The sequence below is a fragment of the Streptomyces sp. MAI_2237 genome (assembly GCF_054189285.1).
On sequence record NZ_JAJPGQ010000003.1, the window covers coordinates 3,380,682 to 3,398,644 of the forward strand.

The window sequence follows — 17,963 nt, forward strand, 5'->3', positions numbered from 1 at the left end:
AGGCGAACGCAGCAAACAAAGAGGACGGGACCCCGAAGGCGCAGGGGGCGCTCCCCGCCGGTCGGGGTCCCGCCGCCGTGCCGCGGGGAGGCGGTCACCCCTGGGCGGCCGCGGTCCGCAGGGCGATGCGGTCCTCGCCCGCGTACACGTTCATGGAGGTGCCGCGCAGGAAGCCCACTAGGGTCAGCCCGGTCTCGGTGGCCAGGTCCACGGCCAGCGAGGACGGTGCCGACACCGCGGCCAGGACCGGGATGCCGGCCATCACGGCCTTCTGCGCCAGCTCGAAGGAGGCCCGCCCGGAGACCAGCAGGATCGTCCGGGACAGGGGCAGGTCCCCGTTCTGCAGGGCGCGGCCGACCAGTTTGTCGACCGCGTTGTGCCGGCCCACGTCCTCTCGTACGTCCAGCAGCTCTCCGCCCTCGTTGAACAGCGCGGCCGCGTGCAGGCCCCCGGTCCGGTCGAAGACCCGCTGGGCCGCGCGCAGCCGGTCGGGGAGGCTCGCGAGCAGCTCGGGGTCGATCCGGACCGGGGGAGTGTCGGCGATCGGCCAGCGGGCCGTCGTCCGTACGGCGTCGAGGCTCGCCTTGCCGCACAGGCCGCAGGACGAGGTGGTGTAGACGTTCCGTTCGAGGGTGATGTCGGGGATCGCCACGCCCGGCGCGGTCCGCACGTCGACCACGTTGTACGTGTTGGAGCCGTCGACGGTGGCGCCCGCGCAGTAGACGATGTTCTGCAGGTCGTCCTGCTCGGCGAGTACGCCCTCGCTGACCAGGAATCCCGCGGCCAGCGCGAAGTCGTCGCCCGGGGTGCGCATGGTGATCGCGAGCGGCTTGCCGTTCAGCCGGATCTCCAGGGGCTCCTCGGCGACGAGTGTGTCCGGGCGGGACGAGACCGCCCCGTCGCGGATGCGGATGACCTTGCGTCGTTCCGTGACTCGTCCCATGTGTGCCTCAGTCCCGGTTCTGTACGTGCTGGTAGCCGAAGCGGCCCTTGATGCAGAGGTTGCCGTGGGTCACCGGGTTGTCGTGCGGGGAGGTGACCTTCACGATCTCATTGTCCTGCACATGGAGCGTGAGGTTGCAGCCCACTCCGCAGTAGGCGCACACGGTGGTCGTCTCGTTCTGCCTGGTCTCGTCCCAGGTACCCGCGGTCCGCATGTCGAACTCCGACTTGAAGGACAGCGCGCCGGTGGGGCAGACCTCGATGCAGTTGCCGCAGTACACGCAGGCGGAGTCGGTGAGCGGGGCGTCGTGCTCCACGGCGATCCGCGCGTCGAAGCCACGGCCGGCGACGGAGATCGCGAAGGTGTTCTGCCACTGGTCGCCGCAGGCGTCGACACACTTGTAGCAGAGGATGCACTTGTCGTAGTCGCGCACGTACAGGTCGTTGTCGATCTTCGGCTCTTCGTTCAGCCGGGCCGCGTCGGGGCCGAAACGGTCCGGCTTCGCCTCGTACTCCTTGATCCACGCGGCGACCTGCGGAGTCGTCGACACGTCGACGGACGAGGCGAGCAGCTCCAGGACGATCTTGCGGCTGTGCCGGGCGCGCTCGGTGCCGGTGCGGACCTCCATCCCGGGCTCGGCCCGGCGCGAGCAGGCCGGTACGAGGGTCCGGGAGCCCTCCACCTCGACGACGCAGACCCGGCAGGCGTTCTTGGGGCGCAGGGTGTCGCCCTGGCACAGGGTCGGGATGTCCTTCCCGGCGGCCCGGCAGGCGTCGAGGATCGTCGAGCCCTCGGGCACCCGCACCGCCTCGCCGTCGATCGTGAACTCCAGCAGCCGGCGCGGGATCCCCAGCGATGTCACGGTCATTCGTACGCCCCCAGACGGTCGATGGCGGATTCCACGGCGTTCCACGCGGTCTGCCCGAGACCGCAGATGGAGGCGTCCCGCATGGCGCGGCCGACCTCCCTGAGCAGCGCGATGTCGTCGGCGGCGGCCGGGCCGGTGCGCCGCACGATCCGGTGCAGGGCCTCCTCCTGCCGCACGGTGCCGACCCGGCAGGGCACGCACTGGCCGCAGGACTCGTCGCGGAAGAACTCGGCGATGCGCAGCAGCAGCCGGGGCAGCGGGACGCTGTCGTCGAAGGCCATGACGACTCCCGAGCCGAGGGTGGTGCCGGCTTCCCGGGTGCCTTCGAAGGTGAGCGGGATGTCCAGTTCGTCGGGGCGTACGAAGCCGCCGGCCGCGCCGCCGAGCAGCACCGCCCGCAGGTTCTCGCGGACCCCGGCCAGGGCGAGGACCTCGCCGAGCGTCGCCCCGAACGGCAGCTCGTAGATCCCCGGCCGTTCGACGCTGCCCGACACGCAGAACAGCTTGGGGCCGGTGGACCGGCCCGTGCCGATCGCCGCGTACGCCGGTGCGCCGCTCGTCAGGATCGGCAGGACGTTGACCAGTGTCTCGACGTTGTTCTCCACCGTCGGCTTGCCGAACAGTCCCTTCTCCACGGGGAACGGAGGTTTGGAGCGCGGCTCGCCCCGGTAGCCCTCGATGGAGCTGAACAGGGCGGTCTCCTCGCCGCAGATGTAGGCCCCGGCTCCGCGCCGGATCTCGATGTCGAAGGCGTAGCCCTGGCCGAGGACGTCGTCGCCGAGGAAGCCGCGTGCGCGTGCCTGCGCGACGGCGTGCTCCAGTCGTCGCAGCGCCCGGGGGTACTCGCCGCGCAGGTAGAGGTAGCCGCGGTGGGCGCCGACCGCGTAGGCGGCCACCGTCATCGCCTCGACGAGCGCGTACGGGTCGCCCTCCATCAGGACGCGGTCCTTGAAGGTGCCCGGCTCGGACTCGTCGGCGTTGCATACGAGGTAGTGGGGGTGGTCGGGCTGGGACGCCGTGGCCTGCCATTTGCGGCCGGTGGGGAAGGCGGCGCCGCCGCGCCCGACCAGGCCGGAGTCGGTGACCTCGCGGATCACCCCGGCGGGGCCGAGCTCGAAGGCCCGGCGCAGGGCGGTGTAGCCGCCGTGGGCGCGGTAGTCGTCCAGGGAGGCCGGGTCGACGACGCCGACCCGGCCGAGCAGCACGAGTCCCGGGTCGCCGGCCTGGGGCACCGCCATCGCGGCGGGTGGTTCCTCCGGGGCGGAGTCCGGGGCGCTCGCGGCAAGGACGGCCGCCTCGACCGTCGCCGGCGCCGCCACCGCCGTACGCACCGGGTCGCCCGCGCGGACGGCGAGGGCGGCCGGGGCGCGTTCGCACAGGCCCAGACAGGGGCCGCGCTGCACCGAGACGCCGGGGCCGAGCCGGGCCTCGACGCCCGCGCACAGCTCGGACGCCCCGGCCGCCGCGCAGGCCAGGTCCGTGCAGAGGTGCAGCACGGTGGCCGGGCGCGGCCGGACGGAGAACATGGCGTAGAAGGTGGCGACGCCGTACGCCTCCGCCGGTGGCACGGTCAGCCTGCGGCACAGGTAGTCGAGGGCGCCGTCGCTGATCCAGCCGATCCGGTCGTTGATCGCGTGCAGCCCCGGCAGCAGCATCTCGCGCCGGCCCCGGGCCTCGCGGCCGCCCCGCGCCCACCTGAGGTCGGCGTCGGACCGGTCGGCGCCCTCCCAGGAGGACTCGGGAGGGCCCAGCAGGGCGTCGACGGCGGCCCGTTCGTCGTCCGTCGGCTTGCTGTCGCCGAACTGCAGATCCATCAGGTCACCTCACGATGGTCGCGACGGGGAGCTTGTCGATCCGGATCGCCGACGCCTTGAACTCCGCCGTCCCCGCGATCGGGCAGTTGGCCTCGATCGTCAGCCGGTTGGTGTCCACGTCGTCGGGGAAGTGCATGGTCATGAAGGCGAGGCCGGGGCGCAGCGCCGGGTCGACCCAGACGGGGGCCACGACCGCGCCGCGCCGCGAGGAGACCTGCACCTTCTCGCCGACGACGACGCCGTAGTGCTCGGCGTCCTCCGGGGACAGCTCGACGTACTCGCCGCGCCGGAGCGGGGAGGCGAAACCGCCGCTCTGCACACCGGTGTTGTAGGAGTCCAGGCGCCGTCCGGTGGTCAGCCGGATCGGGTACCGCTCGTCGGTGAGGTCGACGGGCGGGTCGTGCCGCACGATCCCGAAGGGGGCGGGCGCGCCGCGCCTGGCCGGGTCCTTGTCCCACAACCGGCCGTGCAGGTAGGTCGGTTCGAGTGCCTGGGTGCTGGGGCAGGGCCACTGGATGCCCTGGTGCTCCGCCAGGCGTTCGTACGTCATGCCGTAGTGGTCCGGGGAGACCGAGCGCAGTTCGTTCCACACGGTCTCGGCGTCGGCGTACTTCCAGTCGTGGCCGAGGCGTGCGGCGAGTTCGCAGATGATGTCGATGTCCTCGCGGGCCTCGCCGGGCGGGGTGACCGCGCGGCGCACGCGCTGGACCCGCCGCTCGCTGTTGGTGGTCGTGCCGTCGGTCTCCGCCCAGCCGGCGGTCGCGGGCAGCACCACGTCCGCCAGTTCGGCGGTCTTCGTGAGGAAGATGTCCTGCACGACGAGGAAGTCGAGCCGCCGCAGGCGCCGTACGGCCTGTTCGCTGTCGGCCTCCGACTGGGCCGGGTTCTCGCCGATGCAGTAGACGGCCTTGAGGGTGCCGTCCTCCATCGCCTCGAACATCTCCGTCAGGTTCAGTCCGTAGTGGGGCTGGATGACCGTGTCCCAGGCCGACTCGAACTTCAGCCGGGTGGCCGGGTCGAGGATGTCCTGGAAGCCGGGCAGGCGGTTGGGGATGGCGCCCATGTCGCCGCCCCCCTGCACGTTGTTCTGCCCGCGCAGCGGCTGCAGTCCGGCGCCGTAGCGCCCGACCTGGCCGGTCAGCAGGGAGAGGTTGATGAGCGCGCGGACGTTGTCGGTGCCGTTGTGGTGCTCGGTGATGCCCAATGTCCAGCACAGCTGGGCGCGTTCGGCGCGGGCGTAGGCGTGCGCCAACTCCCGTATGGCGCGCGCCGGTACGCCCGTCACCTTCTCCGCCAGGGACAGCGTCCACGGTTCGACGAGCGCCCGGTACTCCTCGTAGCCGGTCGTGGCCCGTGCGATGAACGCCTCGTTGGCCAGGCCCGCGTGGATGATCTCGCGGCCGATCGCGTGGGCCATCGGGATGTCGGTGCCGACGTTGAGGCCGAGCCAGCTCTCCGCCCACTCGGCGGTGGAGGTGCGGCGCGGGTCGACGGCGTACATCCGGGCGCCGTTCCTGATGCCCTTCAGCACGTGCTGGAAGAAGATCGGGTGGGCGAAGCGGGCGTTGGAGCCCCACATCACGATGACGTCGGTGTGCTCGATCTCCTCGTAACTCGACGTCCCGCCGCCCGAGCCGAAGGCGGCGGACAGGCCGGCGACGCTGGGGGCGTGGCAGGTCCGGTTGCAGGAGTCGACGTTGTTGGTGCCCATGACGACCCGCGCGAACTTCTGCGCCACGTAGTTCATCTCGTTGGTGGCCCGGGCGCAGGAGAACATGCCGAACGCGCCGCGGCCCAGCTCCAGGCCGCGGGCCGCCCGGTCCAGGGCCTCCTGCCAACTCGCCTGCCGGAAGGGCTCGTCGCGGTTGTCGCGGACCAGGGGGTGGGTGAGCCGGGTGTAGGTCTTCGGGGTCCGGTCGCGTTTGCTCATGCGGCACTCCTCATGCGGCGGTCCTCAGGGCGAGCAGGTCCGAGATGGCGTGCACGGTGCGCAGGGTGGGCACGTCGACGCCGGTGATCTCCGCCAACTCGACGACGGCCGCGAGGAGTACGTCGAGTTCGAGCGGCTTGCCGCGCTCCAGGTCCTGGAGCGTGGAGGTGCGGTGGTCGCCGACGCGCTCGGCCCCGGCCAGCCGGCGTTCGATGGAGACGCCGACCTCGCAGCCGAGGGCCTCGGCGACCGCGAGCGTCTCGGCCATCATGGTCTCGATGACCTTGCGGGTGCCGCCGTGCAGGCACATCTGCCGCATGGTGGCGCGGGCCAGGGCGCTGATCGGGTTGAACGAGATGTTGCCGAGCAGCTTGAGCCAGATGTCGTTGCGCAGGTCCGGCTCCACCGGGCACTTCAGGCCGCCCGCGACCATGGCCGCGCTGAAGTCCGCGCAGCGCCCGGACACGCTCCGGTCGGGCTCGCCGACGGAGAACCGGGTGCCTTCCAAGTGCCGTACGACGCCTGGTCCTTCCAGTTCGGTCGCTGCGTAGACGACGCATCCGACGGCCCGTTCGGGCGCGAGCACCGCACTGACCGCGCCCTCGGGGTCCACGCTCTCGACGCGGTGGCCGTCGTAGGGGCCGCCGTGGCGGTGGAAGTACCACCAGGGGATGCCGTTCTGCGCGGCCACCACCGCCGTGGTGTCGTGCAGCAGGGGCTCGATGAGCGGCCCGCACGCCGCGTACGAGTTGGCCTTGAGGCCCAGGAAGACGTAGTCGACCGGGCCGACTTGCGTCGGGTCGTCGGTGGCGTGGGCGTGCGCGGTGAAGTCGCCGCGCGGCGAGAGGACCCGGACTCCGTGCTGCCTCATGGCCGCCAAGTGCGGTCCACGGGCGATGAGATGGACGTCGGCGCCCGCGCGGTGCAGGGCGGCTCCGACGTAGGCGCCGATCGCACCGGCGCCCAGGACTGCGACTTTCATGACGAGGGAGCTCCGTTCGGTCGAGGGATACCGGGGAGAGGAGCGCACTGTCGACTTCGTCGACTGAATATTGTCTACAGTATGGAGAGAGGGGCGACAAGACGTCGCGCAGCACCCGAGCCCGCCGCTTCCCCGTGCCGGTCGCGTCCGACCGTTCGGCGCGCGTCGCATACCGCTCATCGCATACGGTCGACGCGTCGCCTTTTCAACTACCCTGCCGGTGCCTACCGTTCGGGATCATGAGTCCCCCCGTCGCACCGGCCGGCTGGAGCCGCTGGCTGGTTCCCCCCGCCGCCCTCTCCGTCCATCTCTCCATCGGCCAGGCCTACGCCTGGAGCGTGTTCAAGCCACCCCTGGAGTCCGCGCTGGGCCTGAGCGGCACCGAGAGCGCGCTGCCCTTCCAGCTCGCCATCGTGATGCTCGGCCTGTCCGCCGCGTTCGGCGGCACGCTGGTCGAACGCAACGGGCCGCGCTGGGCGATGACGGTGGCCCTGGTCTGCTTCTCCTCCGGCTTCCTGATCTCCGCCCTCGGGGCGGCCACCGAGCAGTACTGGCTGATCGTCCTCGGCTACGGCTTCGTCGGCGGCATCGGCCTGGGCATCGGTTACATCTCACCCGTCTCCACCCTGATCAAGTGGTTCCCCGACCGGCCCGGCATGGCCACCGGCATCGCCATCATGGGCTTCGGCGGCGGCGCGCTGATCGCCTCGCCCTGGTCGACGCAGATGCTCCAGTCCTTCGGCTCCGACAGCTCGGGGATCGCGATGGCGTTCCTCGTGCACGGGCTGACGTACGCCGTCTTCATGTCGCTCGGCGTCCTGCTGGTGCGGGTCCCGCGCGCCGACCGGCCGGTCCAGGGCGCCCCGAGCACCCTCCAGGGCCCGCAGGTCTCCGCGGGCAGCGCCCTGCGCACCCCGCAGTTCTGGTGCCTGTGGGTCGTGCTCTGTATGAACGTGACCGCGGGCATCGGCATCCTGGAGAAGGCCGCCCCCATGATCACGGACTTCTTCGCGAACACCTCGACGCCTGTCTCGGTGTCGGCCGCGGCGGGCTTCGTCGCCCTGCTGTCGGCTGCCAACATGGCGGGCCGCATCGGCTGGTCGTCCACCTCCGACCTGATCGGCCGCAAGAACATCTACCGCGTCTATCTGGGCGTCGGCGCGCTGATGTACGCGCTCATCGCCCTGTTCGGCGACTCGTCCAAGCCGCTGTTCGTCCTGTGCGCGATGGTGATCCTCTCCTTCTACGGCGGCGGGTTCGCGACCGTCCCGGCCTACCTGAAGGACCTCTTCGGCACCTACCAGGTCGGCGCGATCCACGGCCGGCTGCTCACCGCCTGGTCCACGGCCGGCGTGCTCGGGCCGCTGATCGTGAACTGGATCGCCGACCACCAGAAGGAGGACGGCAAGAGTGGCGCGAGCCTCTACAGCCTCTCCTTCATGATCATGATCGGGCTGCTCGTCATCGGCTTCGTCGCCAACGAGTTCGTCCGGCCCGTCCACGCCCGCCACCACGTCCCCGCCACGCGGGAGGAGGCCCTCGATGCCGAACGACAGCAGCCAGAGTCCGCCTGACCGGCGACCGCTCATCGCCTTCGCCTGGCTGTGGGTCGGGGCGCCGCTCGCCTACGGCCTGTACGAGCTGGTGCAGAAGGCGACGAAGCTCTTCACCGGGTGACGGGAAGGGGTAACTCCTGAAGAAGTGTTCGGGTGTCCCTTTTCTCCTTTCGGGAGGATGACAGAATCCGACAACCCGGGCGCCCGTTTCCTGTCGCCTTACGTGCCGCCGTACCCGTGAGTCACTGATCAGACTGGTGGATCCCGCAACCCACGGCCCGAGGGGGACCACCGCATGAACGGCTCGCGCATCGCCGCCATCGGCCATTACCAGCCCGCCAGGGTGCTCACCAACGAGGACCTGGCGGGCATGGTCGACACCAGCGACGAGTGGATCACCTCCCGCGTCGGCATCCGCACCCGGCACATCGCCGGCCCCGACGAACCCGTCGACGAACTCGCCGCGCACGCCGCCGCCAAGGCCCTCGCCGGCGCCGGACTCGCACCCGCCGACATCGACCTGGTCCTGGTCGCCACGTCCACCGCCGTCGACCGCTCGCCCAACATGGCCGCCCGGGTCGCCGCCCGCCTCGGCATCCCCTCGCCCGCCGCGATGGACGTCAACGTCGTGTGCGCCGGCTTCACCCACGCCCTCGCCACCGCCGACCACGCCGTGCGCGCCGGCGCGTCCACGCGGGCCCTGGTGATCGGCGCCGACAAGATGACCGACATCACCGACTGGACCGACCGCACCACCTGCGTGCTCGTGGGGGACGGGGCGGGGGCCGCCGTCGTCGAGGCGTCCGACGCCGCCGGGATCGGGCCCGTGCTGTGGGGATCGGTGCCCGAGATGGGACACGCCGTGCGCATCGAGGGCACGCCCGCGCGGTTCGCCCAGGAGGGGCAGAGCGTCTACCGCTGGGCCACCACCCAGCTGCCGCCCATCGCCCGCAAGGCCTGCGAGCGCGCCGGGCTGGAGCCCGCCGACCTCGCCGCCGTGGTGCTGCACCAGGCCAACCTGCGGATCATCGAGCCCCTCGCGGAGAAGATCGGCGCCGTCAACGCCGTCGTCGCGCGGGACGTCGTCGACTCCGGCAACACCTCCGCGGCGAGCATCCCGCTGGCCTTCTCCAAGCTCGTCGAACAGGGCGCCGTCGCGACCGGCGATCCGGTGCTGCTGTTCGGATTCGGCGGAAACCTGTCGTACGCCGGCCAGGTCGTGCACTGCCCGTGACCTGCGGATTCCGGGCGGTGTGACGCAACCGACGCGTCAGCCCCCTGGCTCTTGTGCGCCGTAGACTGTAGACGAAAGACAATCCATACTGGATGTCCGGCTGCAGTTGCCCCGTGCTGCACAGGAGGGGGACCGACCGATGTTGTCGACAGGACTGCCGCAGGGTGCGGTGCCCAAGCTCGAACGCCCCGGCCCGCTGCGCGACCGCGTCTACGAGGCACTGCTCGAACTCATCACCACCCGCGCCCTGCAGCCCGGCCAGCACCTCGTGGAGAGCGAACTGGCGGGCCACCTGGGCGTGTCGCGCCAGCCCGTACGGGAGGCGCTGCAGCGGCTGAACACCGAGGGCTGGGTCGATCTGCGGCCCGCCCAGGGCGCGTTCGTGCACGAGCCGACCGAGGAGGAGGCCGACCAGCTCCTCACCGTCCGAACCCTGCTGGAGGCCGAGGCCGCCCGGCTGGCCGCCGCCAACGCGGGCAGCGCCGGCATCAAGGTGCTCGAAGAGCTGTGCGCCGAGGGCGAGAAGGCCGTGGCCGCGGACGACGTGGACGGCGCCGTCGCCATGAACGCCCGCTTCCACACGAAGATCATGGAGCTGGCGGGCAACGCCGTCCTCGCCGAACTCGCCGCCCAGGTCGACCGCCGCGTGCGCTGGTACTACACACCGATCGCCCGCCAGCGCGGACAGCAGTCCTGGATCGAGCACCGCGCACTGATCGCGGCCATCTCGGACCGCGACGAGGACCGGGCGACGCACCTGATGCGGGAGCACACGGAGCACACCCGCCGCTCGTACCACCAGCGCGCCAAGTGACCTTGACCGGCGGCCCGTTCGCGTGCTGCGGGGGTGGTCACGGCACCGGCGTGACCACGGGAGCCACGGTCGTGCGCCGGGCCGTGCGTGCCTCGACCGCCAGCATGACCACCAACACCGCCACCAGGGCCAGCAGTTCGGCGACCGCCGAGGCGTGGACGCCGATGAGCGCGGCGGACAGGGCGGCCGGGGCCGCGGCCGCCCGGAAGCGGACCGGGTACAGCCGCAGCACCGCCCGGAACGCCACGTCCCCCGCGAGGAAGAGCGCCACCCCGCCCGCGAGCGCCAGCGCCGGACCGGTGTGCAGGTGCTCGGTGAGATGGCCGAGGGTCTTCTTCACACCCGTGGCCAGGTAGGCGATGCCGAGCAGCATCGGCAGGAAGGCGTGGTAGTACGCGTTCATCGCCAGCCGCCAGCGACTCGGTGCCGGCGTGGCCCGGAACGCGGCCTCGGCGAGCTCCTCGTCCCGCACGAAGTACGTCCACCACAGCGCGACCGCCAGCGCCAGTGAGAGGAACGCCCCGCCGAACAGCCCCGGGGTGAGCGGCAGATCGCCGATCCCGGTGCCGATCGCGATGACGGACTCGCCGAACGCGACGATCAGCAGCAGCCCGTGCCGCTCCACGAAGCGCGCGGGGTCCAGCCGGCCCAGCTGCGCCCGCATGACGTCGGCCGACCGCCCGTCGGCCCGCCCGGGCCCGTGCTCGGCCAGGAACGGCGTCACGAACTGCAGCAGGAGCGCGAGGACCCACAGACCGTCCGCCGCCAGGCCGTCGACGAGGCCGGCCGCGGTCACGGACAGCGCGGCGAGCCCGTTCGGGACGCCGTACCAGATGGAGTCCCGGCCGTGGCTGCGGGTGTAGAGGGCGGTGTGCACGACCACGACCGCCAGGAAGCCCAGCCCGAAGACCACACCGGTGTCGTCGAAGACCCGCGGGATCGCCAGCGCGCAGACCAGGAACGCCCCCATGCCCAGCATCAGCAGCAGCCGGCGGGAGGGCCGGTCCGGCGGCACCTGGTTGGTGAGGTAGGCGTAGGCGCCGTACATCCAGAACAGCACCACGAAGATCAGCGCCACGCGTCCCGCGGTGGCGAAGGTCAGATCAGCGGCGAGCAGCACGGTGAGCTGGGTGAGGGTGAAGACGAAGACCAGATCGAAGAAGAGCTCCAACGTCGTGACCCTGCGGCCCGGTTCCTCCACTGCGCTGCCCATGCCGTCCCCCTGCGTCCGTGGCCCCCTGCGGCGATGCCGACCAGATCGTAGGCGGTCCCGCTGCCCGCGGCGCGCGACTTTTCTCCGTTCCCGGGAGGGCGGACCTCGGCCCGACGGCGTCCTGCGCCTTCGCGGTTCCCGACCGACCTCGGCCGCGTGGGGAGGCCCTCCCCGCATCCCGGGGAGGGCCTCCCCACGCGCGCGGGCCGTCAGCCCGCTGGCTGGGGCTGCGCGGTCAGCGCGTCGGCGCCGCTGCGTCCCGGCTGCCGCAGCAGCAGGGCGATCGCCGCCGCGATCATGGAGACGCCCCCGGCCAGGGCGTAGGCCCCGTTGTAGCCCCAGGCCGCCACCACCATGGAGCCGAGGCCGCCGCCGAACAGGCCGCTGATCAGCTTGCCGCTGTAGACGAGGCCGTAGTTGGTGGCGTTGTAGTTCTCCCCGAAGTAGTCCGGGGTCAGAGCGGCGAACATCGGGTAGAAGGCGCCGCCGCCGAATCCGGAGAGGAAGGCGAAGAACAGGAAGAGCCACTCGCTCTTCATCTCGCCCGCGAGGATCACCCCGAACTGGGCGAGACCCAGGACGACGATGACGAAGACCAGGGTCGGCTTGCGGCCCCACTTGTCGGACAGCCAGCCCACGACGCCGCGTCCGATGCCGTTGATGACCGCCATGACGCCCATCGAGGAGGCCGCCACCAGCGGGCCGAAGCCGACCTGCTTGGCGTAGTCGACCTGGAAGGAGATCCCGAAGATCGACACACCGGCCGTCATCACGATGGAGATCCACATCAGCGGCAGCATGCCGGTCCTGATGGCCTCCTTGGGCGTGTACTGCCGTGTGGCGGGCGGGTTCTTGGCGAGGCTCGCCGCGTTCTTCCGGTTGCCGGAGAAGGTCAGCGGGTCGATGTCCGCGGGCCACCAGTTCTTCGGCGGGTCCTTGAAGAAGAACGCGCACCCGAATACCACGATCATGACGTAGCAGCCGATCAGGTCCAGCACGCGGTGGTAATTGCCGGTGTCGAAGGCGTAGTTGAAGATGAAGATGAACGGCAGGGACCCGTAGGCGAAGCCGCCGTTGACGAAGCCCGTACGGGCGCCGCGGCGCTCGGGGAACCACTTGCCGACCATGTTGATGCAGGTCGCGTAGACCAGGCCGGCGCCCAGACCGCCGACGACGCCGAAACCGACGATCGCCAGCAGCACGTCGCTCAGGTGGGACAGGGCGAGGAAGCCGACCAGGCACATGCCGGAGCCGATGTACATGGCCCGGCGCGCGGTGAGGATGCCCTTCTCGCGCAGCCAGCCCGCGGGGAAGGCGATGCCGGCCTGGAAGAACACCCAGACGCTGAGGATCCAGAAGGTGTTGGACTGCGTCCAGCCGTGTGCGTGGGACAGGGTGTCCTCCGCGGAGCCGTACGCGTACTCGAAGACGCTGATGGCCATCATGGCGATCCACGGGAGGTACACCATGAGCTTGCGGGAGTGGCCGAGGATGTCGTGGTCGGTCTCACCGATGCGGTAGACGCGGCCGCGGGTGTCGGTGACCTCACGGTAGGGACGGTGTGCGGCTGCCGGATCGGCCGAGAGCGGATCTGCTGTCATGCTTATGCCATCTCCTCGCCGAGCGGGTGCGGGTTGGGAACGATGCGCCGGGCGTTCGGCCTGCCCGGGGACTTCAGGAAGAGCGCCAGGACCGCGGAGGCCAGCCCGATGGAACCCGCCAGCACGAACGCGCCGTGGTAGTCCCACGCGCCGACCACGACCGCGCCCAGGCCGGAGCCGACGAGCCCGGAGATCAGCTTCGAGCTGTAGACCATGCCGTAGTTGGTGGCGTTGTTGTTCTCGCCGAAGTAGTCGGCGGTCATGGCCGCGAACAGCGGGAAGATCGCCCCGCCGCCGAATCCGGAGACCATGGAGCAGAACAGGAAGAACGGCATGCTGCCCATCTGGCCGGAGACCAGCACGCCGAACTGGGCGGTGCCCAGCACGACGCAGACGATGATCAGGGTGTTGCGGCGCCCTCGGCGGTCGGAGATCCAGCCGATGACGCCCCGGCCGGTGCCGTTGACGACGGCCTTCAGGGACATCGCCGTGGCCACGACCCCGCCCGCGAACCCCATGTCCTTGCCGAACGGCACCTGGAAGGCGATGCCGAAGATGTTGATGCCGGCCGTGCACAGCAGACAGAACCACATCATCCACAGGACGGGCGTACGGGCGGCCTCCCTCGGGGTGTACTGCCTGACCGCCGGCGGGTTCTTCTCCAGCGCCCGGCGGATCTTCGGGTCGTCGGTCAGCCGGAGCGGGTCGACGTGCGCCGGCCACCAGTTCTTCGGCGGGTCCTTGAAGAACCAGCCCGCCGAGGCCACCAGCAGACACAGCCCGATCCCCACCGTGGCGAGCACCGTCCGGTAGTTGCCGAGGTCCATGTACGAGGTGAACAGGAACACGAAGGGCACGGCCCCGTAGGCGAAACCGCCGTTGACGAAGCCGGTCTTGCCGCCCTTGCGCTCCGGATACCACTTGCCGACCATGTTCACGCAGGTCGCGTAGACGAGACCGGCGCCGATGCCGCTGAACATGCCGAAGCCGAGGTAGGCGACGGCGACGTGCGGCGCGTACGCCAGCGACAGATAGCCCAGCATCGTGCCGACGGCGCCCAGCAGCATGGCCGTACGAGCCGGAAGCCTGCCGCTCTCGCGCAGCTGCCCGGCGGGGAAGGCCACGGCCGCCTGGAAGAACACCCAGACGCCCATCAGCCAGAAGATGTGTCCGCTGCTCCACAGATGCGCCTCGTGGAGCGTGTCCTCCGCCGAGGTGAACGCGTACTCGGCGGAGCTGATGCCCATCATGCCCACCCAGGGCAGGATGACCATCCACTTGCGTGTCCGGCCCATGACGTCGACGTCTGACTCGCCGATCCGGTACACGCGGCCGTTGCGATCCCTCACCTCCCGGTACGGGACGGAGGTCGAACAGTCGGTCGTTGTCATCGTTCAGTGCCCCTTGCGTCGAAAGCTCTGGCCAGCGCCCCCTGTCCAATGCCTTTCGTGTGCGCACGGGTCCCGGGGCCGGCCGGCCGCACTGCCGGCCGCCCCCGCGCATGGCTCACGTCATGAACCGCCCCCCAACAACCCCGCGGCGCGCCCAGCGAGCTGTGTCACGCCCGGGGGACAACCCCCCGACCCCCGGCCGACCCCGCTCGCACGCCGTCGGCACGGCAGTCCCCGCCGGCATCACAACAACCCCGCGGCGCGCGCCCAGCGGTATTTCGCCCCGAGTATGGCCACCGGCTTCTCGGTCGTGTACGGGTACGCCACCACCCCGCGCTCGTACAGGTACTGGCAGGCCTCCTCGACCTCGACGTCGCCCGCGAGGGAGGCCACGACGGGCTTCTCGATGCCGCGCTCGCGGAACTCGGCCACGACGCGCGCGGTGAGCTCCGCGAAGACCATCGGGGGAGTGACGATGGTGTGCCAGTAGCCGAGGACGAGCGCGTGGATGCGCGGGTCCTCCAGACCCAGCCGGATCGTCGCCTCGTACGTCGACGGCGGCTCGCCACCGGTGATGTCGACCGGGTTGCCCGCGGCTCCGAACGGCGGGATGAACTTCCGGAAGGCCTCGTCGAGGTCGGGCGGGATCTCCATCAGGGACAGGCCGTTGTCGGTCACCGCGTCCGACAGCAGGACGCCGCTGCCGCCGGCCCCGGTGATGATCACGACGTTGTCGCCCCGCGGGGTGGGCAGCACCGGCAGCCCGCGCGCGTACTCCAGCATGTCGTTCAGTCCGGGGGCCCTGATCACCCCGGCCTGCTTCAGGATGTCGTCGTACACGGCGTCGTCGCCGGCGAGCGCCCCGGTGTGCGACCCGGCCGCCTTGGCACCGGCCGCCGTCCGTCCCGCCTTCAGCACCACTACCGGCTTCTTCGGCACGGTCGCCCGTGCGGCCTCGACGAAGGCGCGGCCGTCCTTGAGGTCCTCGAGGTGCATCGCGATGCACTCGGTGTGCGGGTCCTCGCCGAACCAGGTCAGCAGGTCGTCCTCGTCGAGGTCCGACTTGTTGCCGAGGCCGACGATCGCCGACACGCCTGTCTTCGTGGTGCGGGCGAAGCCCAGGATCGCCATCCCGATCCCGCCGGACTGCGAGGTCAGCGCCACCCCGCCCTTGACGTCGTACGGCGTGCAGAACGTGGCGCACAGGTCCTGCCACGTCGAGTAGTAGCCGTAGATGTTCGGACCGAGGAGGCGGACGCCGTACCGCTCGGCGATCCCCACGATCTCCGCCTGGAGTTCGTGCTCGCCGGTCTCCGCGAACCCGGAGGGGATCAGCACGGCGTTCGGGATCCCCTTGCGTCCCACCTCCTGAAGCGCCGAGGCCACGAACTTGGCGGGGATCGCGAAGACCGCCACATCCACCTCACCGGGAACGTCGGTGACACTCTTGTACGCCTTGCGGCCCAGAATGTCATCGGCCTTGGGGTTCACCGGGTGGATCTCCCCGGCGAAACCCCCGTCGACGAGGTTGCGCATCACCGAATTGCCGATCTTCCCCTGCTCGTTGGAGGCGCCGATCACGGCGACCGACGCGGGCTGCATCAACCGGCGCATGGAGGTGAGGATTTCGTCGCGCGTGTACCTCCTGCGCGGCGGCGGCTGCCTCTCGGCGAGGATCACCCGGATGTCGGCGGCGACCGCGCCCTCCGGCGTGGCGATCACCGGATTGAGGTCCACCTCGGCGATCTCCGGAAAGTCCGCCACGAGTTGGGACACCCGCCGGATCTGCTCGGCGATCGCCCACCGGTCCACGGCCGGGGCGCCGCGCACCCCGTGCAGGATCTCCGCCGAGCGGATCGAGTCCAGCATCGACAGCGCCTCGTCCGCGCTCACCGGCGCCAGCCGGAACGTCACGTCCTTCAGCACCTCGACGAGCACGCCGCCGAGCCCGAAGGCGACGACTTTGCCGAACGTCGGGTCCGTCACCGCGCCGACGATGACCTCCTGCCCCTGCGGCAGCAACTCCTGGACCTGTACGCCGTCGATGCGGGCGTTCGCGTCGTACGCCCGCGCGTTCTCGACGATCCCGCAGAACGTGGCCCGCACGTCCGTGGCGCCCTCGACCCCGACGACGACTCCGCCGGCGTCGGTCTTGTGCAGGATGTCCGGCGAGACGATCTTCATCACCACGGGCCCGCCGAAGCGTGCCGCGCAGGCGACGGCCTCGTCGACGTCCCGCGCCAGCTCCTCGCCCGGTACGGCGATCCCGTACGCGTCGGCGATCACCTTGCCCTCGGGCGCGGTCAGCGCGGTCCGCCCTTCGGCCCGCACGGCGTCGAGGAGCGAGCGCACCCTGAGCTCCCGGTCTTCCGCCATCACGTCAGATCACCCCGTTCGACTTGAGCAGGCGCAGCTCCTCGTCGCCGAGGCCGAGCTCGCCGACGTAGACCTCTTCGTTGTGCTCGCCGAGCAGCGGGGAACTGCTCACCTCGACGGGGGAGTCGGACAGCTTCAGCGGGCTGCCGACGGTCGTGAACGCGCCGCGCTGGGGGTGCTGGACGGTGACGACCATCTCGTTGGCGACCAGCGACTCGTCCTCGATGATCTCCTTCGTCGACAGGATCGGCCCGCACGGGATGTTGTGCGCGTTGAGCCGCTCCAGCACCTCCCACTTGGGCAGCGTCGAGGACCACTCCTCGATCAGCTGGAACATCTTGTTGAGCTTGGGCAGCCGGGCCTCGGGAGTGGCCCACTCGGGGTCCTCCGCCAGTTCGGGCCGGCCGATGAGCTCGCTGATCGGCTGCCAGCCGACGGGCTGCACGATGACGTACACGTAGTCGTTCGGGCCGCCCGGCGCGCACTTGACCGCCCAGCCCGGCTGGCCGCCACCGGAGGCGTTGCCTGACCGGGGGACCTCGGTGCCGAAGTCGTCGTTCGGGTACTCGGCGAGCGGGCCGTGGGCCAGGCGCTGCTGGTCGCGCAGCTTCACCCGGCACAGGTTCAGCACCGCGTGCTGCATGGCCACGTTCACCCGCTGGCCGCACCCGGTGCGCTCGCGCTGGAACAGCGCGGCGAGGATGCCCGCCACGGCGTGGACGCCCGTGCCCGAGTCCCCGATCTGGGCGCCCGTCGCCAGCGGCGGCCCGTCCTCGAAACCGGTGGTCGCCATCGATCCGCCCATGGCCTGCGCGACGACCTCGTACGCCTTGAAGTTGGTGTACGGGCCGTCCCCGAACCCCTTGATGGAGGCGTAGACGATCCGCGGGTTGATCTCCTGGATGCGATCCCAGGTGAAGCCCATACGGTCGACCGCGCCCGGGCCGAAGTTCTCGACCATGACGTCCGAGCGGCGGATCAGCTCGGTGAGGATCTCCTTGCCGCGCTCGGTCTTGGTGTTGAGGGTGATGCTGCGCTTGTTGCAGTTGAGCATCGTGAAGTAGAGGGAGTCGACGTCCGGCAGGTCGCGCAGCTGCTTGCGCGTGATGTCGCCGGTCGGAGCTTCCAGCTTGACGACGTCCGCGCCGAGCCAGGCCAGCAGCTGGGTGGCGGAGGGCCCGGACTGGACGTGTGTCATGTCGAGGACGCGGATGCCCTCAAGTGCTGTGCGGGTCACGGGC

General features: G+C 70.7%; 14 protein-coding genes. 4 read left to right on the top strand and 10 right to left on the bottom strand.

Going from position 1 to position 17,963, the window contains the following annotated elements; translation table 11 throughout:
- Window positions 1-94: 94 nt before the first annotated feature.
- The 5 genes from fdhD to LN251_RS25905 are packed head-to-tail and all read right to left on the bottom strand — an operon-like array spanning window position 95 to window position 6,537.
- The gene (gene fdhD / locus LN251_RS25885; RefSeq protein WP_458246492.1) at window positions 95-943 is read right to left on the bottom strand and encodes a formate dehydrogenase accessory sulfurtransferase FdhD; all 849 of its coding nucleotides are present in this window, start codon (window positions 941-943) and stop codon (window positions 95-97) included.
- A 7-nt stretch (window positions 944-950) separates the two neighbouring features.
- Window positions 951-1,811 (bottom strand): 2Fe-2S iron-sulfur cluster-binding protein, encoded by an 861-nt coding sequence (locus tag LN251_RS25890; protein ID WP_458246493.1) that lies wholly within the window; start codon window positions 1,809-1,811, stop codon window positions 951-953.
- Window positions 1,808-3,625, bottom strand: coding sequence for an NADH-ubiquinone oxidoreductase-F iron-sulfur binding region domain-containing protein (locus LN251_RS25895; RefSeq protein WP_458246494.1), 1,818 nt, complete (start codon window positions 3,623-3,625; stop codon window positions 1,808-1,810). The genes LN251_RS25890 and LN251_RS25895 overlap by 4 nt, the downstream gene beginning before the upstream one ends.
- 4 nt (window positions 3,626-3,629) lie before the next feature.
- A complete protein-coding gene (locus LN251_RS25900; protein ID WP_458246495.1) occupies window positions 3,630-5,555 on the bottom strand; it encodes a molybdopterin oxidoreductase family protein in 1,926 nt (641 codons plus the stop codon).
- A 10-nt stretch (window positions 5,556-5,565) separates the two neighbouring features.
- Entirely contained in the window at window positions 5,566-6,537 is a 972-nt protein-coding gene (locus LN251_RS25905) for a 2-dehydropantoate 2-reductase (RefSeq protein WP_458246496.1), read from the bottom strand.
- 239 nt (window positions 6,538-6,776) lie between these two features.
- Between LN251_RS25905 and LN251_RS25910 the strand changes: the two genes are divergently transcribed.
- From LN251_RS25910 to LN251_RS25925, 4 genes are all read left to right on the top strand, one after another.
- Window positions 6,777-8,111 (top strand): OFA family MFS transporter, encoded by a 1,335-nt coding sequence (locus LN251_RS25910; protein WP_458246497.1) that lies wholly within the window; start codon window positions 6,777-6,779, stop codon window positions 8,109-8,111.
- Window positions 8,080-8,214, top strand: coding sequence for an MFS transporter small subunit (locus LN251_RS25915; protein WP_275297591.1), 135 nt, complete (start codon window positions 8,080-8,082; stop codon window positions 8,212-8,214). The genes LN251_RS25910 and LN251_RS25915 overlap by 32 nt, the downstream gene beginning before the upstream one ends.
- Before the next feature lie 174 nt (window positions 8,215-8,388).
- Complete coding sequence (locus LN251_RS25920) at window positions 8,389-9,327, top strand: beta-ketoacyl-ACP synthase III (protein ID WP_458246498.1); 939 nt, start codon at window positions 8,389-8,391, stop codon at window positions 9,325-9,327.
- 139 nt (window positions 9,328-9,466) lie between these two features.
- Entirely contained in the window at window positions 9,467-10,141 is a 675-nt protein-coding gene (locus LN251_RS25925) for a GntR family transcriptional regulator (RefSeq protein WP_362988037.1), read from the top strand.
- A gap of 37 nt (window positions 10,142-10,178) precedes the next feature.
- Here LN251_RS25925 and LN251_RS25930 read toward each other — a convergent pair whose 3' ends face one another.
- The 5 genes from LN251_RS25930 to frc all read right to left on the bottom strand — a co-directional run bounded on the left by LN251_RS25930 (window position 10,179) and on the right by frc (window position 17,959).
- Entirely contained in the window at window positions 10,179-11,354 is a 1,176-nt protein-coding gene (locus tag LN251_RS25930) for a low temperature requirement protein A (RefSeq protein WP_458246499.1), read from the bottom strand.
- Between the two features lie 209 nt (window positions 11,355-11,563).
- A complete protein-coding gene (locus LN251_RS25935; RefSeq protein WP_458246500.1) occupies window positions 11,564-12,955 on the bottom strand; it encodes an OFA family MFS transporter in 1,392 nt (463 codons plus the stop codon).
- A gap of 2 nt (window positions 12,956-12,957) precedes the next feature.
- Window positions 12,958-14,346: an OFA family MFS transporter gene (locus LN251_RS25940; protein ID WP_458246501.1), complete on the bottom strand. Its 1,389-nt coding sequence runs from the start codon at window positions 14,344-14,346 to the stop codon at window positions 12,958-12,960.
- 243 nt (window positions 14,347-14,589) lie between these two features.
- The gene (locus LN251_RS25945) at window positions 14,590-16,722 is read right to left on the bottom strand and encodes an acetate--CoA ligase family protein (protein WP_458246502.1); all 2,133 of its coding nucleotides are present in this window, start codon (window positions 16,720-16,722) and stop codon (window positions 14,590-14,592) included.
- Between the two features lie 4 nt (window positions 16,723-16,726).
- Window positions 16,727-17,959 carry a formyl-CoA transferase gene (frc, locus tag LN251_RS25950; RefSeq protein ID WP_458246503.1) on the bottom strand — a complete coding sequence of 411 codons (1,233 nt, stop codon included), beginning with the start codon at window positions 17,957-17,959 and terminating at the stop codon, window positions 16,727-16,729.
- Window positions 17,960-17,963 lie beyond the last annotated feature (4 nt).